18 protein-coding genes and 4 tRNA genes are annotated in these 23,946 nt (G+C 43.3%); 13 read left to right on the top strand and 9 right to left on the bottom strand.

Annotated elements, in window-relative coordinates; translation table 11 throughout:
• Nucleotides 1–4 precede the first annotated feature (4 nt).
• The 5 genes from SWP_RS01790 to SWP_RS01770 all read left to right on the top strand — a co-directional run bounded on the left by SWP_RS01790 (nt 5) and on the right by SWP_RS01770 (nt 5,593).
• Nucleotides 5–1,927, top strand: coding sequence for a bifunctional diguanylate cyclase/phosphodiesterase (locus SWP_RS01790; RefSeq protein WP_020910604.1), 1,923 nt, complete (start codon nt 5–7; stop codon nt 1,925–1,927).
• Nucleotides 1,928–2,360: 433 nt separating this feature from the next.
• Nucleotides 2,361–3,179, top strand: coding sequence for a MipA/OmpV family protein (locus tag SWP_RS01785; RefSeq protein WP_228371134.1), 819 nt, complete (start codon nt 2,361–2,363; stop codon nt 3,177–3,179).
• Between the two features lie 7 nt (nt 3,180–3,186).
• Complete coding sequence (locus tag SWP_RS01780; RefSeq protein ID WP_020910602.1) at nt 3,187–3,576, top strand: DUF3019 domain-containing protein; 390 nt, start codon at nt 3,187–3,189, stop codon at nt 3,574–3,576.
• A 2-nt stretch (nt 3,577–3,578) separates the two neighbouring features.
• On the top strand, nt 3,579–4,274 hold the full coding sequence (locus tag SWP_RS01775) for a response regulator (protein WP_020910601.1): 696 nt from the start codon (nt 3,579–3,581) through the stop codon (nt 4,272–4,274).
• Nucleotides 4,275–4,309: 35 nt separating this feature from the next.
• A complete protein-coding gene (locus tag SWP_RS01770) occupies nt 4,310–5,593 on the top strand; it encodes an ATP-binding protein (protein WP_020910600.1) in 1,284 nt (427 codons plus the stop codon).
• Between the two features lie 359 nt (nt 5,594–5,952).
• On the opposite strand, the gene SWP_RS01765 is transcribed toward SWP_RS01770, so the two are convergent.
• The 6 genes from SWP_RS01765 to SWP_RS01740 all read right to left on the bottom strand — a co-directional run bounded on the left by SWP_RS01765 (nt 5,953) and on the right by SWP_RS01740 (nt 8,214).
• Nucleotides 5,953–6,429 (bottom strand): CC0125/CC1285 family lipoprotein, encoded by a 477-nt coding sequence (locus tag SWP_RS01765; RefSeq protein WP_020910599.1) that lies wholly within the window; start codon nt 6,427–6,429, stop codon nt 5,953–5,955.
• Nucleotides 6,430–6,446: 17 nt separating this feature from the next.
• Nucleotides 6,447–7,220, bottom strand: a complete 774-nt coding sequence (gene ompV, locus SWP_RS01760) for an outer membrane protein OmpV (protein WP_020910598.1) — start codon at nt 7,218–7,220, stop codon at nt 6,447–6,449.
• A gap of 382 nt (nt 7,221–7,602) precedes the next feature.
• Nucleotides 7,603–7,679 (bottom strand) — tRNA-Pro (locus SWP_RS01755).
• A 158-nt stretch (nt 7,680–7,837) separates the two neighbouring features.
• Nucleotides 7,838–7,914 (bottom strand) — tRNA-Pro (locus tag SWP_RS01750).
• Between the two features lie 107 nt (nt 7,915–8,021).
• Nucleotides 8,022–8,097, bottom strand: a tRNA-His gene (locus SWP_RS01745).
• 40 nt (nt 8,098–8,137) lie between these two features.
• Nucleotides 8,138–8,214: transfer RNA gene (locus tag SWP_RS01740), tRNA-Arg, on the bottom strand.
• Nucleotides 8,215–8,430: 216 nt separating this feature from the next.
• Between SWP_RS01740 and SWP_RS01735 the strand changes: the two genes are divergently transcribed.
• Nucleotides 8,431–11,052 carry a sensor domain-containing phosphodiesterase gene (locus tag SWP_RS01735; RefSeq protein ID WP_020910597.1) on the top strand — a complete coding sequence of 874 codons (2,622 nt, stop codon included), beginning with the start codon at nt 8,431–8,433 and terminating at the stop codon, nt 11,050–11,052.
• Nucleotides 11,053–11,092: 40 nt separating this feature from the next.
• Here SWP_RS01735 and rep read toward each other — a convergent pair whose 3' ends face one another.
• Nucleotides 11,093–13,105, bottom strand: a complete 2,013-nt coding sequence (gene rep / locus SWP_RS01730; protein ID WP_020910596.1) for a DNA helicase Rep — start codon at nt 13,103–13,105, stop codon at nt 11,093–11,095.
• 220 nt (nt 13,106–13,325) lie between these two features.
• On the opposite strand from rep, the gene SWP_RS01725 reads away from it, so the two are divergent.
• The 4 genes from SWP_RS01725 to ubiK all read left to right on the top strand — a co-directional run bounded on the left by SWP_RS01725 (nt 13,326) and on the right by ubiK (nt 18,573).
• A complete protein-coding gene (locus SWP_RS01725; protein ID WP_044555555.1) occupies nt 13,326–13,904 on the top strand; it encodes a TetR/AcrR family transcriptional regulator in 579 nt (192 codons plus the stop codon).
• 15 nt (nt 13,905–13,919) lie between these two features.
• A complete protein-coding gene (locus SWP_RS01720; RefSeq protein ID WP_020910594.1) occupies nt 13,920–15,038 on the top strand; it encodes an efflux RND transporter periplasmic adaptor subunit in 1,119 nt (372 codons plus the stop codon).
• 14 nt (nt 15,039–15,052) lie between these two features.
• A complete protein-coding gene (locus SWP_RS01715; RefSeq protein ID WP_020910593.1) occupies nt 15,053–18,133 on the top strand; it encodes a multidrug efflux RND transporter permease subunit in 3,081 nt (1,026 codons plus the stop codon).
• A gap of 185 nt (nt 18,134–18,318) precedes the next feature.
• Nucleotides 18,319–18,573: a ubiquinone biosynthesis accessory factor UbiK gene (gene ubiK, locus SWP_RS01710; RefSeq protein WP_020910592.1), complete on the top strand. Its 255-nt coding sequence runs from the start codon at nt 18,319–18,321 to the stop codon at nt 18,571–18,573.
• A 60-nt stretch (nt 18,574–18,633) separates the two neighbouring features.
• Here the strand turns inward: ubiK and SWP_RS01705 are convergent, their stop codons facing one another.
• Nucleotides 18,634–19,482 (bottom strand): DUF417 family protein, encoded by an 849-nt coding sequence (locus SWP_RS01705; RefSeq protein WP_020910590.1) that lies wholly within the window; start codon nt 19,480–19,482, stop codon nt 18,634–18,636.
• A 275-nt stretch (nt 19,483–19,757) separates the two neighbouring features.
• On the opposite strand from SWP_RS01705, the gene SWP_RS01700 reads away from it, so the two are divergent.
• The 3 genes from SWP_RS01700 (at nt 19,758) to SWP_RS01690 (ending at nt 22,752) form a co-directional block, all read left to right on the top strand.
• Nucleotides 19,758–20,540 (top strand): phosphatase PAP2 family protein, encoded by a 783-nt coding sequence (locus SWP_RS01700; RefSeq protein WP_020910589.1) that lies wholly within the window; start codon nt 19,758–19,760, stop codon nt 20,538–20,540.
• Nucleotides 20,541–20,622: 82 nt separating this feature from the next.
• Nucleotides 20,623–21,108 (top strand): Lrp/AsnC family transcriptional regulator, encoded by a 486-nt coding sequence (locus tag SWP_RS01695; RefSeq protein WP_020910588.1) that lies wholly within the window; start codon nt 20,623–20,625, stop codon nt 21,106–21,108.
• A 285-nt stretch (nt 21,109–21,393) separates the two neighbouring features.
• A complete protein-coding gene (locus SWP_RS01690) occupies nt 21,394–22,752 on the top strand; it encodes a sodium-dependent transporter (protein ID WP_044555554.1) in 1,359 nt (452 codons plus the stop codon).
• A 627-nt stretch (nt 22,753–23,379) separates the two neighbouring features.
• Here the strand turns inward: SWP_RS01690 and SWP_RS01685 are convergent.
• The gene (locus tag SWP_RS01685; RefSeq protein ID WP_020910585.1) at nt 23,380–23,943 is read right to left on the bottom strand and encodes a hypothetical protein; all 564 of its coding nucleotides are present in this window, start codon (nt 23,941–23,943) and stop codon (nt 23,380–23,382) included.
• Between the last annotated feature and the right edge of the window lie 3 nt (nt 23,944–23,946).

Raw genomic sequence — 23,946 nt, 5'->3', positions numbered from 1 at the left:
CAAGATGACACTGTTTCGACAGATATACACACTTCTGTTTGCACTATTTTTGCTAGTAGTTGCGAGTTTAGGTTATGTGCAGTTTACCGAGACTCAAAGCTTTCTCACTAAGCAAATGGAGTCTGACCTCAACAATACCAGTAACTCTCTGGGCATCATGCTGGTACCTGATTTAGAGGCTGGCGACATAGTTGGTGCAGAAACCTTAATCAATGTGATCTTTGAGGGCGGCTATTACCAAGAAGTAAAACTAACTTGGTTAGTTGATGGTAAACAACAAGTTTGGCAAAACCCATTGACTATCGAAGGCGTGCCACAGTGGTTTATTGACCTTGGCCTATTTAAAACCATTCGACGTGAAAGCACGATTACGACAGGATGGATCCAACTGGCTAGACTTGAAATTACCGCCCATCCTGGTTTTGGCTACCATGAACTATGGCGCACCATGACTAATGCAATAATGGTTTTCTCTGTACTGTTTTTAATCGCTATTATCCTCGCTCGCGTTGGCCTAACTTGGATTTTAAGGCCGTTGCATGAAATTGCAGAGCATGCCAAAGAGATTGCAGATAGGAAGTTTGGCCCAGATATGGCGGTGCCTAAAACTCGCGAATTAAAATCCGTGGTGCAAGCTTTCAATAGCATGTCTGCTCAGCTTAAACAGATTTTCAGCTCTCTCGATGAAGAGGTCGGTGAACTCAGAAAGAAAAACCTTGTGGACCAAGTGTCAACCCTACCCAATCGCCAATATATGATGGGCAGACTTAGCGGTTGGCTAAGTGAGCCTAAAAATGGTGCACTGATCATGGCCAAAATGGATTGGCTGGAAGAGGTACATAGTAAGTATGGTTACCAAGTTAGAGATGAAACCATAAAGTTGTTATCTCAAAAGATGAAGCAACATTTAGATGGCGCCAGCACTTCTGTCATTGCGCGTATCGCGGCCTATGAGTTTGCATTTTTGATTACTAGCTCTGAGCATGAACAGACCAGTAAGTATCTACAAACACTTATTCGCACCATCAACCAAGAGATCTCCAAAGCGGGTTGCAAGCCAAACGAAGGGTTTGCGCTAGGTATTGCAGAGCGTAAGGGGCAGATGACGGTTAGTGATATCCTAGCTCAGGCTGACAATGCGCTACAAAAGTCATTGCAAGAAAACAAAGTATTCCATTGGTTTGAAACCAGTGAGAAGCAGCTGTTCACCCGTGAACAATGGCGAGAACACTTAAGCAGCGCAATTAGTGCGGGCAAGTTCAAATTTAAATGGCAGCCGATATTGCTCAATGATCATGACGCCGTGCTACAAAGAGAACTCTACTGTCAGCTAGAAATTGGTGATAAGAAGATATTCGCAGGTCAGTTCATGCCGTATGTTGAGCTATTGTCTTTGGGTAGTTTACTCGATAAATGTTTGATAGAGACCATCAGCGGTAAAGCTCTGTTAGATAGAAATTTCGAACCTATCGCAATTAACCTCACTTTTGAAAGTATAAATGATTTAGAGTTTCATCAATGGCTGAACAAGTTACTCCGCTCTTCAGCCTTAAGAGAGCGTATCTGTTTTGATATCCCTGAGGCAGCTGTATATAGCAGTCCTGAGGCCTGTGAAGCCCTGTGTACCATTATCAGAGACAACGGTGCACATTTTGGTATTGATCATTTTGGTCGCCAATTCGGTTCAATGAGCTACTTACAAAACTTACGACCAAGCTACGTCAAACTAGATCAGTCATTCGCATATTATGATGAAAGTGAGCACAGCAGTGAATTATGCAGAGCCTTGATTAACGTTGCGAAAGGATTGGAGATTGAAGTTATCGTCACTGGTATTGAAGAGAAACAACAGCTCGAGCGCTTTGTTCCTTTAAAAACCAACGCCTATATGGGCTATGTGTCTCCACCTGTTGATATAGAGCTATAGTGACAACATAAGCAAATACAGAAGGCCTCAATAGAGGCCTTTATTTTGAGCGTTATTCCCTAGCAAAATACGCCCCCCAATAAAAAGATAAACATGTAGAGGCAAGATAACTCATGTACAATCCAGGCAACACATGTAAATAGTCATCACTAAAACCTGAACTATTGCACTAGTTAGCAACAAAGTTTAATGTTCAATACTCAGTAGTTTTTTAGAAAGGAAGCCCACCAAGCATAATTTTTGTGCCACAAACAATGGTGGTAATCGCAGGTCATAAAATCTCTTTGAAACATTAACAATCAATCCAATGGAATAATACTTTGAGCCTTATTCCAAAGAGTTTGGGCAATTTAACTTTATTAATAAGCCAATTAATATCATGAATAAGGTCTCTCCTGATACACCAAGGTATTTCCAGAAAATACTTTTACTCATGCTAACTTTCGTGCCCGCAATCGGATTAGCATCAGACATAGCAACCAGTGTATCCGGTGGCGTTGATGACCGCCTTGCAGACGGCGGCTATTTTGAGTTGGGAGCAAGCGCTTATAGCGTCAATAAGATTGATATCCGACAAAGTGACCACCAAGCGGTACAGCCCTCATTATTAATCAGTGGTATGTATCAACACAAAGGCTTTTTTGTTGAGATGGTTCATCAATCTCAAGATGGTATCAATCTAGGATATAACTTTTGGAATTCTGAAAACTGGTCCTTAGATCTGCTAGCCGCCAACCTCAAGAGTTCATGGGCTCGCCCAGAAGGAATAGACCCCGCAACACTGAACGAGGCGGGACGTAACGCCTACCTAATGTCTGAAGAATCCATCTATGTTGGTGCAGGCTTTCGCGCAACGCGCTATTGGGATGACCACTACGTCTTTCAGTATCGAATCGTCAGCGACTATTACGATGGTCAAGGGATACAAAGCTCAGCAAGGTTAGGCAAGTCTTGGCAAGTTAGAAACTGGAACTTCCATGCATTAGGCAGTATTGAGTATTCATCCGCTACGCTAAACCAGTACCTGTTCGGTATAAGTGCTGCGGAGGCAACTGAGTTACTGCCTCAATACCAACCTGACAGTTCATTCAGTTATGGTGTAGAACTGGGAGTGGCTTACCCTATCAGCGAAAGCTTTGTGTTTCGTGCAATGTATAGGTTCAACGTGCTATCTGATGAAGTCACAGACAGCCCCTTCAACGAGTCTGGTTATGTGTCGTTTTTTAATGCATCAATCAGCTACGTATTCTAGGTGGCTTATGAATAGATTTTATTCCTGGTTGCCGCTAATCTTATTTGCAGCCCCATCGTTCGCCTCAGAGCAAAAACAGCCTATCAAATTCACTGCAACACCAGAGCAATGTGTAGCTTTGCACAAAGGACAGGTTTGCTATCAAGATGTATTATTTCAATGGCAAACTCCGGCGAGTGGCCGCTTTTGCCTCGTGTTGTCACAAAATCAGCAACCATTAACCTGTTGGGAAGGAAAAGCGCTGCAGCAATATAAATACAGCTTCGAGAGTGACTCAACCACAATATTCAGCTTAGTGAGTCAAGATGACTTAAATGCTGTTGCCGAGGTAAAAGTTATAGTGACTTGGGTTTACAAAGCACCAAAGCAAAGTCCGTCTGGCTGGAGACTATTTTAATAATGGCTAATGTGAAACACATATTGGTTGTCGAAGACGATAGTTCTCTGGCTGAGTGGATAAGTGATTACCTACTCGACCATGGATATAGTATTACTGTGGCAAATCAGGGCGATTTTGCGCTAGCAATGATCGCAGAGGAGCGGCCTGACTTAGTGCTATTAGATGTCATGTTACCTGTTAAAAATGGTTTCGATGTCTGCAAAGAAGCCCGAGCTTTCTATACCGGCCCCATTCTATTTATGACCGCTTGTGTTGAAGATGGTGATGAAATTCAAGGACTAGACGTAGGCGCTGATGATTACCTGACTAAACCTATTCGACCACAAGTCTTGCTTGCTCGAATCAAAGCCCTACTACGTCGAGCAACTGACGATAACATAAAGCAAAAACTAGTATTTGACTCTTTAACTCTAAATGCAGCAGCAAAATCTGTCGCTATTGAACAGCAAGTCTTAGATCTAAACGCAAATGAGTTTGATGTTTTATGGTTACTAGCACTAAAAGTTGGCACTGTCGTTAGTCGTTCCGATTTGATTGCAGAGCTTAGGGGAATTGAATACGACGGCTTTGACCGCTCTATTGATATTCGTATATCTCGCCTACGCAAGAAGCTACATGAAGCGAAAAACCAGCCCTATAAGATTAAAACTATTAGAGGTAAGGGTTACCTATTTTGCCGTGAAGATGAATCATAACTATCAATATTCTGTTCAGGGACTAGGTCATAAACATGAAAAAACTAATCGTCTCTCTCGTACTGGTGGTGCTTGCCTCTATTATCAGTTTAGGCTGGTCAATAAGTGAATTCGCCACATTACAAAACCCCGATACTGATAGCCCCGGCACCAGTGAACAATTAGCCGCATTAAAGCTAGTTGGCGTTGCCCTGTCGCACACACTTGACGAGAAAAATTCCATTCAGCAACCATTTATCGATAACTGGAATAGACATAACCAGCAGCAACTGTCACTAACACCAGAAGCAAGCTTTGCTCTACCTCCATCATTAAAACGGCAGTTTAATAGTGAACAATCTCTACTACTTGAGTCTGATGAAGGAATATCGCTACATTACCTATTACCAAATACTGAGCAAGTATTGAACATCAAAACCCAGCTGACTTCACCTGAAGAAAATGACTTTAACCACAACGAACTCTATACCATGCTGTTCTATTTTGGCGTGGTGGCAATATTACTAATATGGGTATCGCCGCTGATTAAACAATTATTGACCCTAAGTAAGACAACACAAGCATTTGGCATGGGGGAGTTACAGCAGCGAATTGCTGTCAGTAAAACTTCCTATATTGGTACCATTGAAACAGAATTTAACCGAATGGCTGATCGAATCCAGCAGTTAATTGATGATAATAAATTGCTAAGCAGAGCAGTATCTCACGACCTCAAAACCCCTATTGCACGTTTACGTTTCGGCATAGAAGTGCTTGAAGAAACTCAAAATGATCAGCTACGGCTTAAGTATTTCCAGCGATTAAACCGTGATATAGATGCAATGGAAGAGCTCGTTGCAACACTATTAAACTACGCACGACTTGATCAAGCCAATATCCAACCTGAATTACAGGCCATAGAAATTAACGCCTGGTTAGAACAAAAACTATCAGTACATGCAGGTGGTAATCTACAACTGGAATACATACCCTATTCACAACAAATAATTGTCAACACCGATCCCAAGTACTTGTCGATGCAAATTGCTAACTTGCTCAGCAATGCCGAGCGCTTTGGCCAGTCAAAAATAATGGTTCGAGTGGAACTTGTAGACAACACGACTTGGCTACACGTTGAAGATGATGGCCATGGAATTGATGAAGCTGAAACAGAACAAGTGGTTAAGCCTTTTGTCCGAGGGCAGCAAAGTCGTGACAATGCAGGCCACGGTATGGGGCTAGCAATAGTCAAACGCATTGGGGGCTGGATGGGAGCGGAGCTTGTTATTGGTCGTTCTCTGGAGCTAGGTGGGGCAAAAATATCGTTAAAGTTTAAGTAATACCAATCAGTATAAGAAGTTGATCTACTCAGAGCGTTTTTGGCACGCCTAAGTCAAGGCCGGCTAATTCAAAGTGAGTAATGACATAATGGTTATTCCCTTATGAGTTTATTCAACGCAGAAGTAGCAAGCCAAAAACACTCCTAAAGGCGAGTTTTAGCGACTTTGATGCTGCGTTAATGAATTTGAACGTAGAATAACTATGCTCTTCATTCATTGCCTTACCTCAAAGTCGCTAAACTCTCGCTGAGCGATCAAATCTTTATACTGATTGGTATAACCAATCACCGTTAACTCTCAATATATTGCAGCGCAATACAGAAAGCACCTTTTTAGGGCGCTTTCATATGCGCTGTAACTCAGCTATCGGAAGATACATGACTCAGAATGTAGTTCGTATCATAAACACGTAATCCTGAATTCGCAGGGTGCTGTTTAAGCCCTGTGACCTCAACAACCGTAGATGTCTCTTTATCAATGGTAGAACTGCCCCACAGAATGTCACTAGTGGTCGTGCCTGCACCAAATTGGCCAACCGAGTCTCGGTTAGTTTGCTCATTGGTAAAGGTAAAATAAGGATAACCTGCTTTTTGGCACAACTCTGCAGATTTCAGCATGACATACTTACGTGTCAGCGCCCTATCAGTATTAGTATTACCAACAAAACTTATCTGCCAACTATCGGCGGCAATTTGCATCGTTTCAAACCCTTTACCAAAAGTCCAAAAACTCTTCTCTGTATCGTAAGGGGTCGCACAGGCTGTTAATACTATTGCCAAAATGACCCCTATGGATAACTTCTGTACCGCTAACTTTTTCACTCTATTGAATCTCATCGTTTCTACCTCACAACTTAGAAGCTGTAGTTAACCCCTAACGTAGTTACCCATTGATTATTGCTGTCGATAAGCGGTGAATCAGCCATGTCGGAGCTTAGGCGTGAGTAACCTGTTGCTTGGGTAATATCTAAGTGTTCACTAATAGGTACCACCATGGCATAACCGACTTTATAGGCAAATGCCCCATCAGCTTGATATACAGGACGATTAGCTGTGGCATCAGATTTAGAGACCTCAGTGTAATAGTTCACGTAATCCTTACTAAAGTAATGAACGCCTGCATAAGGCACGAAATCAGCAAAGCCAATATTCATCGGATGGTAATAGGTAACGTCTGCTTGATAGCCATCGTAAACCCCGGTTACATCATGTTGGAATTTTCCAGAGAGAGTACCTTGGCCTAGACGAAGATCGGCATTCAAGCCTAAATCTCCACTAATTTTACGATCTTTCATTCCTTTTAAGATATCAGCATCATCTGCATCAAACCCTGGGTTAGCAGCAGCAAAAACACTGAAGTTAATAGCGCTATCGTTTGAGCCAAAGAATCGATAGTTCACACCGGCGAGATCAGCATTAAAGTCCTCGCCATGATAACCACCGTTAATATAGGCAGCTGTTTTATGGTCTTGCCCTTTGTAAAACTCACTGCCTGTTGCGGCACCTGCACCTGCGAAGAACTGCCCTTGGTGGCTATATATGTTGCCGTTGCGAATGTAGGTATTGCCTTCAGCTAAGGCGGCGTTAGACAGTAAGATTGCTGAGATAGCGAAATAAATGTTTTTCATCGGTTCGTCCTTTTACATCGTTCAAATGACAGTGGAATCACTATATTTGATGTCGTTTTAGGACTCTGTATCCAAATGTATCCTGACAAGCTATTCGCTGATCCCCCCTTTGGGGAGTGCGAGCTGTAAAGTAACCAATAGCTAAAACATGATTGGTTTATTTCACCTTTCCCAAAAAGAAAAAATCCTCTTGATTTCTCAAGAGGATTCTCGAAAGTGGCCGGTTGTTAAAAACTGGATTCAAGTTTTTATGACAAACCGACAAAAGAGCCTCTCAGTTCCTCAAGAGACTTTTCTAAAATGTTAATGTTGGATTCAAATACTTTCTTTATTACGAACTAACAAAAAAGCCCTTCGATTACTCGAAGGGCTTAATGTAAAGTGGTCGGTGATAGAGGATTCGAACCTCTGACCCTCTGGTCCCAAACCAGATGCGCTACCGGGCTGCGCTAATCACCGTAAACTTTTAAAGATGGTCGGTATTTTCTAAAAGCTGAATTCGAACCTCTGACTCTATGGTCCGCTCTTGCTTAAAATCATGATGCGCTAAAGGGCTGCGCTAATCACCGTAATCTTTTATCTTGCTAAATACCGAGTAAGCTCGTTATTTATTAATGTGGTCGGTGATAGAGGATTCGAACCTCTGACCCTCTGGTCCCAAACCAGATGCGCTACCGGGCTGCGCTAATCACCGAGTTTTAATTTAGATATTTTTAAGAGGGTCACCCTCTGCTCCGCTTCTTATCACAACCCTGATACACTAATCACCGAGCTTTTTACTTTAAAACTTCACAAGGAAAATGGGGTGACTGATGGGGCTCGAACCCACGACAACCGGAATCACAATCCGGGGCTCTACCAACTGAGCTACAATCACCACTGCTTATTTCCTACTAACAAAACCGTCGTTTCCAATCTGGTGCACCCAGAAGGATTCGAACCCTCGGCCTCACCCTCCGGAGGGGTGCGCTCTATCCAGCTGAGCTATGGGTGCCTGCCTTGTTAGCGCCGCATATAATATGGATAAAAGGCCCCCCCGTCTACAGTTGATTTGCTTTTTTTTATCTGTTTGCTCAAGATTTGAGTGATCAGTATGCTTTTAAAGCATTGCTGTACAAAATAAAGCCTTGGATATAAAGATTTTTCATGTTATTTATATTGATTAGCTTAATTCCTGGTCAGAATAAAAAATAGCGCTTGGCGGAAATGCATGTTTAGGGAAGAAACATCGCAGTCGACAGAAACTGTGAAATTAAACAAAAGGATTGCACGCTTAAAAGTATTGGCTCAAAAATACAAGCGCGCAGAAGTCACCCAAAATGCTTTGTTAGAGATTTCTAACTTCGCTGCAAGCGTCAGTACACCTGAAGAATTCTATTCATCTCTACATCAATCACTCAAAAAGCTAATTCCTGCTGACAATTTTTTTATCGCAACTCTTAATCCTGCGACAGAAAGAATTGAAGTTCCTTTTTTCGAAGATGAAAAAGATCTCCACCCTGAAGATTGCTATCCAGAAGAAGATCTATCCGACATGCTCTTTAGTGGCTTGACCGGATACGTACTAAAAACTGAACAGGCTTTGATTTGTAATAACGACACCTATACACAGTTGGTCGCATCTAACGAGATAATTCCGAGGGGCAGCGATTGTCATCAATGGGTAGGCGTCCCTATTAAAAGTGCAGAAAGCACCACAGGTGTACTCGTCGTACAAAGTTATCATACCGATACCTATTACGGTGATATGGAATTAGAGCTGATGACATTCATTAGCCACCATATATCAGCGGTAATAGAACGTCTGCAATATCAGGAGCAACTCGAACTTGCTATCGAAACTCGCACTAAAGAGTTAAGCATTGCTTACAACAAGCTAAAACTTGAAGTCTATGAAAGACGAAGAGCAGAACGCTTACAAAAATCTCTTTTTGAAATCGCCGATCTGGCCACTTCAAACATTGATAATTTAGAGTTTTACGAAGAACTTCACCGAGTTATTAGCCATTTAATTCCAATCAACAACTGCTTTATTTCACTACTCAATGAAGAGCGAGACTCGCTGAGTTTTCCCTATTTTGTATCTCAATTCGACCTTCCATCTCCCAAGCCCAGAGCTATCAGCGACGGCTTAACGGAGTATATCTTACTCAATCGAAAACCCAGGTTATTAGAGCGCAGCGATATTGATGCGCTAATACAATCTGGAGAGTTGTACTGTGAAGCGCCTGAATTGAACGATACCCAAGAAATAAACCAGTGGATAGGCTTGCCGCTATTTATTCACGGTAAAGTTAGAGGCTCGCTAACTATTTACAGCTATAGCTATAGTCAGAATTATCAAGAAAAAGATCTCGAACTACTGACGTTTGTATCACAGCATATTGCGACAGCCATAGAAAAAAAGCTATCCGCTGAATCATTACAATTTAGCTATGAACAACTTGAAGAAAAAATCAATGAACGTACTCAAGCATTAGCATGTGTTAACGATGATCTTGAGAAAGAGATAAATCAGCGTAAACGTATCGAGCGCCAACTGGTACACGACGCCAAACATGACAACCTTACAGGCTTGCCCAATAGAGCCATGTTTATGGAACGTTTATCACAGTCAATTAAGCACGTTCGCAGGCATACTCTCGACAAGTTTGCCGTGCTATTTATCGATATGGATAGGTTTAAACTACTTAACGACACCTTAGGTCACCTTGAAGGCGACCGCTTCCTTATCGAGACAGCAAAACGTCTAAAGCTCTGCATTCGCAACAATGACATGCTAGCCCGTTTAGGCGGCGATGAATTTGTGATCTTGCTCGATTCTGTTGGTAGCCAAAAAGATGCAGAAGATGTCGCTGAGCGGATATTACTTGAGTTATCGCGACCCTATACGCTAGCGAATCAACAACTCAACTCTAGCGCAAGTATAGGTCTCGCTATGAGCGGGCAAAACAATTCAGATACTAGTGAATCAATTTTACGCAATGCTGACAGTGCTATGTATCAGGCAAAATCTAAAGGTAAAGGTTGCTACGTGCTCTTTGCCCAAGGTAATAATAAACAACATGTACAGGAGCTTGAGCTAGAGAATGAGCTAAAAATCGCCCTAGATAAAGGCGATCTACAGCTGAGTTACCTGCCCATAATGGAGCTCGAGAGCGAACGTGTAATCGCGTTCGAACCTAGGTTATTTTGGCGTCACCCAACCTTAGGAAAAGTAAAGCAATTACAACTCAATAACATCGCAGAACACTGCAATCTGCTTATTGAGCTTGATAACTACAAGCTGGCAATGATTAACGACGGCTTTCACTCGCTAGAACAGCGCTTTGGAGTGGACTTCCATATACAAGTCTCCATATCCAGCCAACATTTGAATCACAAACACGCACTCAGAGCTTTAAAAAATAAGGTAAAGCAATGTAGCTTCGATTTGACTAAGCTAACGCTATTTTTCAACGAAAAAGACTTTGTCCAAAATACTAACAATCATATCAATGCTTTTGAGCAGCTCAATGGTCTCAATGTGCAACTCGGTATTGATGGCTATGGCAGTGCCCATAGCGCGATAAGTAGCTTAACCTTTCTGCCTATTCAATCATTAAAGTTAGACTCTAGCTACGCAACTCATCTTGAGAGCGAGCAACACCTAAAAATAATTAAAGCGTATTACAGTGCAGCTAGAGCGTTGGAGCTGGAAATATTTGCAGTGGGGGTTTCAACTAAAGCACATTGCCAGCTGTTATCTGATATAGGTTTTGAAAAGGGACAGGGGATCGCGCTAGGAAAAGTGTTTGAACTTGATAATTCAAGCAACCAAGTTTGCGCCTAGCGCAGTAGCAGCCTAAGCCACTACTGCGAAACAACAGCAACTACTTTTTAAACATATCTCTTAGGTTCGCAATATTAGCTTTACCCGTTTGCTGGCGCTGTTCAACACTTTGCACTGGTTTCCTATTTTCCCAAATAAGATCATCTTGTGGCAACTCCATTAAAAAGCGACTTGGCTCACAACGAATAGTTTCACCAAACTGGCGCCGTTCACGACAGATAATAAACCATAACTCTTTTTGAGCTCGAGTGATCCCAACGTAAGCTAGGCGACGCTCTTCATCGACATTATCTTCATCAATACTACTTTGGTGTGGCAAGATACGCTCTTCAGCGCCCACCATGAACACATAGGGGAACTCCAACCCTTTTGATGCATGTAATGTCATCAATTGCACCTGATCGCCGCCTTCATCTTCGCTGTTACGCTCCATCATATCGCGCAATGTTAAACGAGCCACAACCTCAGGTAATGTCATTGCCTCATCTAGGTCATCACCTTGCAGCATTTCAGTCACCCAACGGTACAGCTCTGAAATGTTCTTCATCCGCATCTCTGCAGCTTTGGCACTGGTGCTGGTTTCGTAAAGGTAATCTTCGTAATTGATATTTCGGATCAACTGCTTCACCGCTTCAACAGGATCACCACGTTCGGCACAGTCGCCCATCTCCACCACAAAACGACCAAACTTGTACAAAGAAGCCATCGCTGCAGGAGGTAATTCATGGTTAAGATCCGTTTCAAAAATCGCGGCAAACATTGAGATCTGTTTCTGGTTTGAAAAATTACCTAAACGCTCCAAAGTCGCAGGACCAATGCCACGCTTAGGCAAGTTAACAATGCGCAAAAAGGCATTATCATCATCAGGGTTCACCACCAAACGCAGGTAAGCCATGATATCTTTAATCTCTGCACGACCAAAAAATGAGGTACCACCGCTGAGTTTGTAAGGAATGCGGTTGGTCATCAATGCTCGCTCAAGTAGACGAGACTGATGGTTTCCTCGATACAAGATAGCGTAATCACCAAATTGGGTACGGCCGACAAACTTATGGCGGATCATCTCCGCAATAACCCGCTCGGCTTCTTGCTCCTCATTGGCCGCAATCAGCACCCGAATAGGTTCACCATAAGCCAGTTCACTAAACAGAGCTTTTTCATATACGTGCGGGTTATTAGCGATCAATATATTGGCTGCGCGTAAGATACGCTGACTAGAGCGGTAATTCTGCTCCAGCTTGATCAGTTTCAATTTAGGGAAATCTTTACCGAGTAACACTAAGTTTTGCGGTTTAGCTCCACGCCACGAGTAGATAGACTGATCATCATCCCCTACCACAGTAAAACGTGCTCTCTCACCCACCAGCAGCTTAACCATCTCATACTGACTGGTATTGGTATCTTGGTATTCATCCACCAGCATATATTGAATACGCGTTTGCCAGCGCGTTCTGACCTCTTCATTTTGCCTGAGCAATAAAGTGGGCAGCAAAATAAGGTCGTCGAAATCAAGCGCATTATAAGCTTTCATGTGTTGCGCGTAGCGATGATACAGCACCGCAAATAGCTGTTGCTGCTCATCCTTGGCGATTTTTGATGCCTGCGCAGGGATAACTAAGTCACCTTTCCAATTAGAGATGGTGGTGGCTAGCAACCGCAGTAGATCTTTATCTTCATCTAGTTCATCAAGCGTTAACTCTTTCAGTAGCGCTAACGTATCTTGATCATCAAACAGTGAAAAACCAGGCTTTAAGCCGACCACTTTATGTTCACGTTTAATGATCTCTAATCCGAGGGTATGGAAGGTAGAGATCCACAGACCGCGGGCTTCTTTACGCCCCATTGACTGGGACACACGCTCTTTCATCTCACGCGCAGCTTTATTGGTAAAGGTCACGGCAGCAATATTACGCGCCTTGTAGCCACACTTTTCCACCAGATAAGCGATCTTGTTAATAATCACTCTGGTTTTGCCACTGCCTGCACCAGCAAGCACTAAACATGGACCACTAACGTAGTGGACGGCATCATTTTGTCCGGGATTGAGCTTCATCTGTACTAAACAACCAAGATATTAAAGGGAGGCACTAAAAAAGGAATGATAGCAGAAAGCCATTCTGTAGCGAAAAGTAATCAAAAAATTCCTCTCACAGTAGACTATATTTACTACCGTATAGCAGTGTAAAGAAGGATCTATATTGCCATTAATTCTTGCTTATCCACAAAGTGAACACTACACTAATGAATGAACGTTCATTCATTAGTGTATTTTTATGTCAAACAAACGTGATTTAATATTAAGGGCCTCTGAAGCAATCATCGCCTCAGGCGGGATTCAAGGGCTGTCTATGCAACAAGTTGCTAATGAAGCTGGTGTAGCAGCAGGAACAATCTACCGCTACTTTAAAGATAAGAACGAACTTATTTTAGAGCTTCGCAAAGATGTGTTAGCACAAGTGGCGGCTCACATTTTAGAAGATCACCACTTAGGTACACTCGAAGAGCGATTCAAACGCATCTGGATGAAGATGCATAATTTTGGCAAACAGCCCTCTCCCGCTAATTTAAGCTATGAGCAGTACGCCCATTTGCCAGAAACCAACACTGATGAAATCCGCAATACGGAATTCAAACTATTTGCACCATTGCAGCAACTCTTTGAAGAGGGTAAGGCAGAGGGATTATTGCAGCCATTGCACTCCCGAGCGCTTTACGCTTTATCCATGGAGCCAGCTATGACCCTCGCGCGCAGTATACGCCGCGGCTTAGTTCATTATGAAGCACACGAAATTAAGCTCGCTTGCGACCTCTGCTGGAAAACAATTTTACTCCCAACCCAACCGACTCACTAAAGGAGCTGTCAGGACATGAAAAAATGGACCCTGGTCATGTTAGTTATTGCTGTACTGGCATTTGGATCTGTCATTGGATTCAACCTATTTGTTAAGGGCAAAATTGCCGATGCTATCGCCAATATGCCCGAACCTGTTGCTCCGGTAACCGCTATCACCGTAACCCCCGAAGGCTGGCAGCCAACCATCAATGCCATTGGTTTTGTAGAGCCTAATCAAGGTGTCACTATTGCTAACGAGTTGGCGGGCGTTGTTTCTGCTATTAAATTTGAAAATGGCAGCTCTGTCGAAGCGGGTCAAATGCTAATTGAGTTGGACTCAAAAGTAGAAAAAGCAAACCTTAAGAGTAAGCAGGTGCAACTACCTGCTGCATCAGAAGACTTTAAACGCCTCACAAAGCTCTACAAGCAAAACTCTGTCTCCAAACAAGATCTTGATAACAGCGAATCAAAGTACCTTGCATTGGTTGCTGATAGCGAAAGCTTGAGTGCCACTATTGGTCGTCGTGAAATTAAGGCGCCTTTTGCTGGTTTAGTCGGGATCCGAAATGTGAACTTAGGTGAGTATCTACAAACTGGTACTGAAATAGTGCGTCTTGAAGATATCAGTACCATGAAGATCCGCTTTACTATCCCACAAACACAACTACCACGTATTGCCAAAGGCCAACCTGTGCATGTATATGTTGATGCCTACCCGACCGAACCCTTTGAAGGCGTGATCTCAGCCATTGAACCTGCAGTTTTCTACCAAAGCGGTTTGATTCAAGTGCAAGCACAAATCCCAAACACCGACTCAAAACTGCGTAGCGGTATGTTTGCCAAAGTTGATATTCAGCTGCCAGAGCTCACCGAGCAAATCGTACTGCCGCAAACAGCAATTAGTTTTACCCTTTATGGTAACTCTGTTTATGTCATAGAAGATATCGTTGAAGATGGCGAAAGCCTAAAGCGAGTTAAACAGATTAACGTCAATGTGCTTGAACGTGGCATAAATGATGCGTTAGTCACTGGCGACATCAAAGCTGGCGATATGATTGTAACGTCTGGTCAAGTGCGCTTAAGTAACGGCAGCAAGGTGAGTATCAGCGACAATGATGCACTAACACCTCCCGCCACACTGCCACAGCTATAAGCGGAGATACAGCTATGCGCTTTACTGATATTTTCATCCGCAGGCCTGTGCTGGCTGCGTCAATTAGCTTTCTTATACTGCTGCTAGGCTTTTACTCGCTTAATAGTATGCAGGTACGAGAGTACCCAGAAATGACCAATACCGTGGTGACGGTAACCACCAGTTACTACGGCGCGGACTCTAATCTTATTCAAGGCTTTATTACTCAGCCACTTGAGCAAGCATTAGCCCAAGCTGATAACGTTGACTTCATGACCTCAGACAGTTTTTTGGGCAGTTCCAAAATCACCGTCTATATGAAGCTCAATACCGATCCCAACGGCGCTTTGGCTGATATTTTAGCCAAGGTAAATTCGGTACGCTCACAGCTGCCAAAAGAGGCTGAAGACCCAACCGTTGATATGTCGACCGGTTCGCAAACCTCTGTCCTGTATATCTCTTTCTACAGTGACCAAATTAATTCAAGCCAAATCACCGACTACCTTGAGCGCGTGGTAAAACCTGAGCTATTCACTATTGATGGTGTAGCCAAAGTTAACCTTTATGGCGGTATTAAATACGCTATGCGTATCTGGCTAGACCCTGCTCGTATGGGCGCATTTAATCTGTCATCAACCGATGTCATGAATGTACTGCAAGCTAATAACTATCAGTCTGCGGTCGGTCAAGCTAACAACACCTTTACTCTGTTCAATGGCACAGCCGACACTCAAGTGGCAACGGTTGCCGAGCTAGAAAAGTTGGTTGTAGGCAGTAAAGATGGCCTAGTCATCCGCCTTGGGGACATTGCAGATGTTAGCCTTGAAAAGAGCCACGATGTATATCGCGCCTTAGCCGATGGCCAAGAAGCTGTAGTGATTGGCTTAGATGTAACCCCTACGGCGAACCCATTGGTTGTCGCCGCTGATGCCCGCAATATGATGCCTGACATCACTCGCAACTTGCCGGTATCGATGAAGGCACGCATCTTATACGACTCATCACTGGCAATTGATGAGTCTATCAACGAAGTGATAAAAACCATTGGTGAAGCGGCATTGATCGTAATCGTGGTTATCACGCTATTTTTAGGCTCGTTTAGAGCGGTAATCATCCCTATTGTTACTATTCCACTGTCACTCATTGGTGTAGCCGTCATCATGCAAATGTTTGGCTTTACGCTTAACCTGATGACACTACTAGCGATGGTACTCGCCATTGGTTTGGTGGTGGATGACGCTATAGTGGTGGTTGAAAACGTCGATCGGCATATCAAGCTTGGTGAATCTCCCTTTAGAGCTGCTATTATCGGTACCCGAGAAATTGCAGTACCAGTAATATCAATGACCATTACTCTAGCTGCGGTGTATGCACCGATTGCCTTAATGGGCGGTATTACTGGCTCACTCTTTAAAGAGTTTGCCTTAACCCTTGCTGGTGCGGTATTTATCTCCGGTATTGTGGCGCTGACGCTATCACCAATGATGTGCTCTAAAATCCTCAAAGCCCACTCAGAGCCTAATCGATTTGAGCGAGGTGTTGAGCGCTTTCTCAATGGCTTAACCACGCGCTACAGCCGCATGCTAACCGCAGTACTTAACCACCGTCCGGTGATGGTAGCATTCGCGGTTATCGTGTTTGCCTCACTACCAGTGATGTTTAGTTTTATTCCATCAGAACTGGCACCCAATGAAGACAAGAGTGTGGTGATGATGATGGGCACAGCGCCCTCAAGCGCTAACTTAGACTACATTCAGTCGAATATGGCCATAGTGACCGATATGATCAGTGCCCAGCCAGAAGCTGCTGCATCACTGGCCTTTGTGGGTGTGCCGAATGCAAACCAAGCATTTGGTATCGCACCACTGGTACCTTGGAGCGAACGCGACAAGAGCCAAAAAGAGATGCAAAAGCTACTCGGTGACAAAGTTAAAACCGTACCGGGTATGGCAGTTACCACCTTCCAGATGCCTGAGTTACCAGGCGCATCAGGCGGATTGCCAATCCAGTTCGTAATAACCAGCTCAGCCTCGTTTGAGAGCCTATTCCAAATTGGTAGTGGTGTACTTGAGAAAGTACAGCAAAGTCCGCTGTTTGTTTACTCTGAGATCAACCTGAAATTCGACTCAGGCACCATGAAGATCCATATCAAGCGTGACTTAGCCGGAACCTATGGTGTTACGATGCAAGATATTGGTATGACACTGACGACTATGATGAGTGATGGTTACGTCAACCGTATCAACCTTGATGGCCGCTCCTATGAAGTGATCCCGCAAGTGGATCGTAAGTACCGAGCTAACCCAGAGTCACTTGACGGTTACTATGTCACTGCAGCAGATGGTCGCTCTATTCCGCTATCAAGCTTGGTCGATATAGAGATGATTTCAGAGCCACGTTCACTGCCACACTTTAACCAGATGAATGCGATAACAGTGGGTGGTGTTGCCACTCCAGGTGTTGCCATTGGTGATGCGATTGCCTTCTTGCAAAACATTGGCGATAACGAGCTACCTAAAGGTTACAGCTACGACTTCTTAGGTGAAGCACGCCAGTATGTCACTGAAGGTTCAGCGTTATACGCCACCTTTGCACTGGCCTTAGCTATTATCTTCTTAGTTTTGGCCAGCCAGTTCGAAAGCCTTAAGGACCCATTAGTGATATTGGTGTCGGTGCCTTTGGCGATAAGTGGTGCATTAATAGCGCTCGGCTGGACCCATGTGATGGGATTGTCGTCGATGAACATCTATACCCAAGTCGGCTTGATCACCTTGGTGGGTCTTATCACTAAACACGGGATCTTAATGTGTGAAGTGGCGAAAGAGGAGCAACTGCATAACGGCTTGAGCAAAGTCGATGCCATTAAGCATGCTGCCACAATTCGTCTACGCCCGATTCTGATGACCACAGCAGCAATGATTGCCGGCCTCATCCCACTGTTATTTGCCGTTGGCGCTGGTGCGGTAGCTCGATTCAATATTGGGCTAGTGATTGTATCTGGCCTTGCCATTGGTACCATATTCACGTTGTTCGTATTGCCGGTTATCTACACCTATCTAGCCGAAAGACATGAGCCTCTGCCGGTATTTGATGAGGAACTAAAACCTACCGCTTAGTCAGTATTGCTAGCACAATAAAGACCTCCACTTATTTCGCTTACAAGCTAATCTGTGGGGGTCTTTCGTTTTAGGCCAATTGCTATCAAAAGATAAGGTACTCAAGCAGCGATATTTTTGGCAATCGCTAACCCCTAAGGTACAATCAACACATATTGAAACAGGCACCTTAGCGGATACTAAAGATGATCAACCCAAAGAAAATCGAAGATGTAGCAAAGCAGCTTAGTGATAACCTACCTACTGGCCTCAAGCAGTTTGCTGGTGAGTTTGAAGAGCGTAGCAAGCAGGTTCTACAAAATCAGTTACAGAAGCTAGATGTCGTTTCTCGCGAAGAGTTTGAAGTACAGCAACATGTATTGATTAAAACCCGCGAAAAGCTAGAAGCCCTGCAAGCTCAAGTCGATGCACTTGAAGCAAAGCTTAACGCTGCAGACTAGTTTGCTGTTTCGCAATAAAAAAGCACCTTTAATAGGTGCTTTTTTATTGGCTATAGCTTATTAATGACCAACAAGCTTTCTATTGTTAAACAATATGATACAACAAGCTAGCAGTGCTAAATCTTTGACAATGAACTGGCCACTGCCGGTTAGCACTGGAAAACCTAAACTGGTCTCATAACCAGGTAAAGTAATAAGGAAAGTCTGCGTTGCTGCAAACGTTAGTGCCGCTACACCCAAGCCAAACACATAAGCCTTGTCAGACCAAGGCGCCAGTAGAATACCGACCACCGCAACCAGCTCCACTACACCGATAAAATAAGAGCCATGTAATACGCTAAACAATGAATAGATCCAGCTAAAGAGTGGACTGGTGCTCATTAAGCCTTCAATACCATCGGCCTCAATTTGGGTAAACTTCATCCCGCCAATCCACACCATCACCAGCAAAATACCAGCAACCGCTAACTTGACTGCCAACTTATTAATCTGAGTATGACCCGCATAATGAGAAGCTAAAAATAGTGACACCGCCACAATTCCCAAATACTTAATCAAGCCTTGGCCAGCGCCAATGGCTGGAAAACCACCTAACGCATCAATCCACACCGGATGAGTAAACATCATCAACAGTGGCACAGTCGCTAAGCCCGCGTATATATAAAGCATCGCTTGGCTCAACCGATGTCGAGGAACAATCAATGCCACCAGCGTTAGCAGTTGCATCACTCCCAAAAAAGCAGACAACCAAGGTAAGTCTGGGATATTCACTGCCTGTAGTTGTTTAGAGAAATAACTGGCATCAGTAGCAGTGAAGCGGGTAATTGCGGTCAATAATAAAAACAGCCCGAGTAACACTCTGGCAATGACAAGGCTTTGTTTATCGTTGATGATTGTAGGTACAGACATAGGATCTCCTAATTATTTCCTCTATAGACCTACTAAAGTGCTATTCCCTTTCAATGAGCAATTAAAAAGCGGTGATATCTGTACTATTCAAGCTTATTCACTCAACAGGCAGAACAAGAGATTGAGAAAGAGAAACATAATCCTCACCACAATATGATTTAAGTTTAATTTACACTTCATGCTAATGGGCTAGCATAGCGCCGCCTTAAATCCTAATCTGATCATTTTAATAGCCAGTACTGACACTGCGCACTGAAGTATATATCGGGGACAAATTGACCAACTCACAACGCGATTTCAAAACCAGCGGTAAAATAACACTCATCGCTTGGAGTATTCTCATCGTCATACCTGCAGTGCTATACGCTTTTTCAGTGCAGCTATTTCCTCGAATTGAACTCGATACTCTATTTGCCGAAGCATGGTTTTGGATCACCAGCAGTGGCACCGTTCCTTACGGCATTATCACTGGTCTAATACTGCTAATAGCCTGTTACTACACTCTGACTCGACAGCAATTTATCCCTTTAATTCTCACCGTATCTTTAAGCATGGCGGCAACGCTTAGCCTAAATCACTTCCTCAAGCCGTTCTTTAGTGAACCTCGGCCTTATGCGGTATTAATGCAGCAAGAAAACCTACTCAACCTGAATGATTTCTATCAAGCAGACAACGCAGTTAAAAAAGACAAAATCACCACTAGCTTGAACCTATTAGCTACGGCGCGAGCTGATTTAGTATTAAGCCCAGCAATCAAAAAGCATTGGCAATATGAAGTGGGTTACTCCTTCCCCTCTGGGCACACTTTATTTGCGGTGACATTGGCCTTAAGCATGGGCTTCTATCTGCTCATGGCAGGACAGACTCTGTTTCCGTTAATGCTGTTTAGTTGGGCAATTTTTATGGGCTTTAGTCGCATGCTACTAGGTATGCACTGGCCACAAGATGTACTCGCTTCAACTTGTATTGGTGGAATGATCAGTTTTGCATCTATCTATTTGATTCATAAACTATCTCCAACAATTGCCGTTTTGCAGAAACTATCGGCAACTAAATAGTAGTCTCACTACAACACCTTGAACTTTAAGAGAATGTAGGTATCCTCCTTAGCAAACACCTCAAACCCTAAGAGAGATCCCAATGGCCGACATTCAACTGGACAAAATTGATCTGCATATTCTTAAGCTGGTGCAGCAACACGGAAAGTTGTCTAACCAAGAGCTAGCCGAAAAAGTGGGCCTCTCTCCCTCACCCTGTTCTCGCAGGGTAAAAGCACTGGAGGAAGCTGGCTACATAGCGGGTTATGCTACCTTGCTAAGTCCGGCACATTTTGACTTAGCATTAACTGCTTATATCCACGTGCGCCTTGAAAAACACTCTAGTGAAACGCTGGAAAACTTCGAAGCAACAGTAGCCTCATACGATGAAGTACAAGAGTGTTGCTTGCTAACCGGTAGCGATGCCGATTATCAATTAAAAGTGCTAGTAAAAGATATGCCAGCTTTTAAAGTGTTCCTACTCGACAAGCTGACCACCAATGAGAAAATAGCCGGTGTGCATTCAAGCTTTGTGTTAAAGCAGGTTAAAAACCAAACCCAAATTCCACTACCTCCTTCTGCTGACTAACAGCTGTTAATGACCGCGATTCTCCCCAGTAGCGACTATAATCTGTGGATTCGGTCGCACTTTGCTAATTAATCCAAAAATGATTAAATTGCGTAGCGCTGACACTAAACTTTAGTCAGCGCACAATAAACTCGCCAAAACCAATAGATGCGAGCATTATCTTCAATTAAAGATATTTTTTAGCGCTTTATCATCAATCCATTACTATTTATCAAATAGTTTTTGCGTTGACCTATTAAGTTAAAGCTCTATTATGCGCGCTCTTTCAATGGTTCGAGATTAGGTATGAGCACAGTAAAACAGGGGCACTTCAGCTCTAGAATAGGCTTCATCATGGCTGCAGCTGGTAGCGCAGTAGGTGTGGGTAATATCTGGGGATTTCCAACCCAAGCAGCAACTCACGGTGGTGGTGCCTTTCTACTGGTATACCTTTTCCTTATTCTACTACTCGGTTACCCCATGCTATTGGCAGAGTTGATGATTGGTCGTCATGGGCAAACCAACCCTGCTGACGCGATGGCTAAAGTTGCTTCCAGCCCAATGGCTAAGAAGATAGGTAAAAGCATAGGTTTTATCTCTATCATCACCGCCACTTTAATCTGTACCTTCTACAGTATTCTATCAGGCTGGTTCGTTAGTTTTGCGCTAGCGCCAGTGGCGCAAGTCAGCGGTCAGAGTGATATTGCCAGCTGGTTAATGGACTTTTCGCTTGCGCGTAATCTGGTATTTACGCTTATCTTCATTGCAATGGTCATTTTAGTGATCCGCCAAGGTGTACAGCAAGGTATTGAGCGTTGGTCAAAGCGCCTGATGCCGATGTTGTTGCTTATTTTAGTCGCTGGCGTAGGTTACATTTTAACTCAGCCGGGTGCTATGCAAGGCCTAGAAGTGTTATTAATCCCTGATTTTAGCCGTATCTTTGAGGCAGATGTATTAGTTGGTGCTCTCGGACAAACCTTCTTCTCGCTCACTATAGGCACAGGTGCCATGATGGTTTACGGTGCTTATTTGAGCCAAAAAGAAGATCTTGGCAAGCTGACCGCTTATGTCACCTTAACCGATACTAGCGTAGCCTTTCTCGCGGCGTTAATGGTGATCCCAGCCATGTATGTCGCTCAACATAACGGTGTGCAGATTTTTGCCGAAGATGGCAGCCTGCTTAATTCTGATACCTTAGTATTTACTGTATTGCCTGAACTATTCAAAACCCTAGGTGGCGTAAGTCAGTACCTGTTAGCCATTATCTTCTTTATGTTGATGACCATTGCAGGACTCACCTCAGCCATCTCTATTGTTGAAGTACCAACCAGCTATATCGTCGAGAAAACCAACTTAAGCCGTGATAAAGCGACCTTACTAGTCGGCGCGGTGATTGCCATTTTATCGATGGTGGTAGTATTTAACTTCAGCGCCCTGTTTGGCTTTATGATCACCATGACCACAGAGCGAGCACAACCACTCATCGCCCTAGGCATCGCCGTCTTCACAGGTTGGGTGTGGAACCGTAATAAATTAATTAGTACTATCGCCGCCCAAGAAGGCGTTAAAGCAGATAGCTGGTTTTGGAAGCTATGGCCAGTGTACGTGAAGTTTGTTTGTCCGCTGTTGATTATCGTGATTATCATGCAGTTGTTTAGCCAATAACGATTGCGCTATCGTTACGATTTTAGGTACGACCTACGGCCGATAATGCCATGGTGCTTCGCGCATACCGAGCTATGAGCTTCAAGATGTCAAACTTCGTTTGATAAAAGTCGTGAGCTTCCAGCTCACACTCGGGCAAAAGGGGATCAACAGCAATCCCCTCTTGCATCACCCCTGCCGCCCCGACGAAGTTACATGCATTGAGCACAGGCCTCGTACTAATTCGAAATAGCCTAACGCTTCCGATGGGACATCCTGTCCCGCGAAAGCTATCCCCACGTCCGTGTGGGCATTACGGCTCTTTCTTCAACGCACTTCAGCAACTTCAATGGGGAATTAGCGCAACTAGTTAGTTGCGCAATCAACTAATGACTATGTTCCTGATCTGAAAACTCCGAGGTGAAACATTTGTGTTTTTATAACCCTATGCAGAGAGGACCGTTTACAGACCTGCAGTGAGTAATGAGAATATTTCCAGATACTACTATCAGTGTGAATTTAGCCATCTATTTTTTAAGCTATTAATGTTTACTAAACAGTTAATTAAAAATAGAAATCAAATTTTTTAGAGAGTATTTCTAGATATTAGGAGTAGCTATACATGTCTACCAGAGTTCACTCTCCTCTCTATTTATGCATTTTATTGGCTAAGTGAAGTATTTTTTTACTACTTAACTCAAAAGACTGCGTTACACAAGATGGAATATAATCTTTTTTCATTTTATGAGAGTGTGTCTTTATCTCTTTAATTGTTGGTTCATTAAATAATGAGCTACCTAATAAGTTCCTATATTGAATCCTTACTTCTTTTTCTAATTCAACACTTAAAGCCTCTTCACGTTCCTCGAACCTAGATCTAATTTTTGCTACCGCTTTATCAATTACATAAGTTACATTGTCATTAAATATAAACCTATCGACTATAGCTCCCCAACTAGTTTCACACCCAAAAACAACCTCGTCAGTTTGCTCAAAACCTGCAACTTTAGATATGCTAACTTGAATATCTTGATTACTTAGCGATGTTTTAACTAACTTGCTTTCTTTTGAAATATAATCAGGTGATGTACCAATTCTGCAGATCTTGTTCCATGATATACATGAGTTTCCGCAACTCTGACCTTTTTTACAATTTTTGGCATCAACATGAAATGATATTAATAATAAAACCAATATAATCATATACTTCATTAT

It is taken from the genome of Shewanella piezotolerans WP3 (assembly GCF_000014885.1).
In the GTDB taxonomy this organism is placed as follows: Bacteria; Pseudomonadota; Gammaproteobacteria; order Enterobacterales; family Shewanellaceae; genus Shewanella; species Shewanella piezotolerans.
The sequence above is the reverse complement of the archived record's forward strand: the minus strand, read 5'-3'. Positions and strand labels throughout refer to the sequence as shown.

Bases quoted from the DNA above. Each gene is read 5' to 3' on its own strand.
- SWP_RS01790 (WP_020910604.1), top strand. From the start codon at position 5: ATGACACTGTTTCGACAGATATACACACTTCTGTTTGCACTATTTTTG.
- SWP_RS01785 (WP_228371134.1), top strand. From the start codon at position 2,361: ATGCTAACTTTCGTGCCCGCAATCGGATTAGCATCAGACATAGCAACC.
- SWP_RS01780 (WP_020910602.1), top strand. From the start codon at position 3,187: ATGAATAGATTTTATTCCTGGTTGCCGCTAATCTTATTTGCAGCCCCA.
- SWP_RS01775 (WP_020910601.1), top strand. From the start codon at position 3,579: ATGGCTAATGTGAAACACATATTGGTTGTCGAAGACGATAGTTCTCTG.
- SWP_RS01770 (WP_020910600.1), top strand. From the start codon at position 4,310: ATGAAAAAACTAATCGTCTCTCTCGTACTGGTGGTGCTTGCCTCTATT.
- SWP_RS01765 (WP_020910599.1), bottom strand. From the start codon at position 6,429: ATGAGATTCAATAGAGTGAAAAAGTTAGCGGTACAGAAGTTATCCATA.
- ompV (WP_020910598.1), bottom strand. From the start codon at position 7,220: ATGAAAAACATTTATTTCGCTATCTCAGCAATCTTACTGTCTAACGCC.
- SWP_RS01735 (WP_020910597.1), top strand. From the start codon at position 8,431: ATGTTTAGGGAAGAAACATCGCAGTCGACAGAAACTGTGAAATTAAAC.
- rep (WP_020910596.1), bottom strand. From the start codon at position 13,105: ATGAAGCTCAATCCCGGACAAAATGATGCCGTCCACTACGTTAGTGGT.
- SWP_RS01725 (WP_044555555.1), top strand. From the start codon at position 13,326: ATGTCAAACAAACGTGATTTAATATTAAGGGCCTCTGAAGCAATCATC.
- SWP_RS01720 (WP_020910594.1), top strand. From the start codon at position 13,920: ATGAAAAAATGGACCCTGGTCATGTTAGTTATTGCTGTACTGGCATTT.
- SWP_RS01715 (WP_020910593.1), top strand. From the start codon at position 15,053: ATGCGCTTTACTGATATTTTCATCCGCAGGCCTGTGCTGGCTGCGTCA.
- ubiK (WP_020910592.1), top strand. From the start codon at position 18,319: ATGATCAACCCAAAGAAAATCGAAGATGTAGCAAAGCAGCTTAGTGAT.
- SWP_RS01705 (WP_020910590.1), bottom strand. From the start codon at position 19,482: ATGTCTGTACCTACAATCATCAACGATAAACAAAGCCTTGTCATTGCC.
- SWP_RS01695 (WP_020910588.1), top strand. From the start codon at position 20,623: ATGGCCGACATTCAACTGGACAAAATTGATCTGCATATTCTTAAGCTG.
- SWP_RS01690 (WP_044555554.1), top strand. From the start codon at position 21,394: ATGAGCACAGTAAAACAGGGGCACTTCAGCTCTAGAATAGGCTTCATC.
- SWP_RS01685 (WP_020910585.1), bottom strand. From the start codon at position 23,943: ATGAAGTATATGATTATATTGGTTTTATTATTAATATCATTTCATGTT.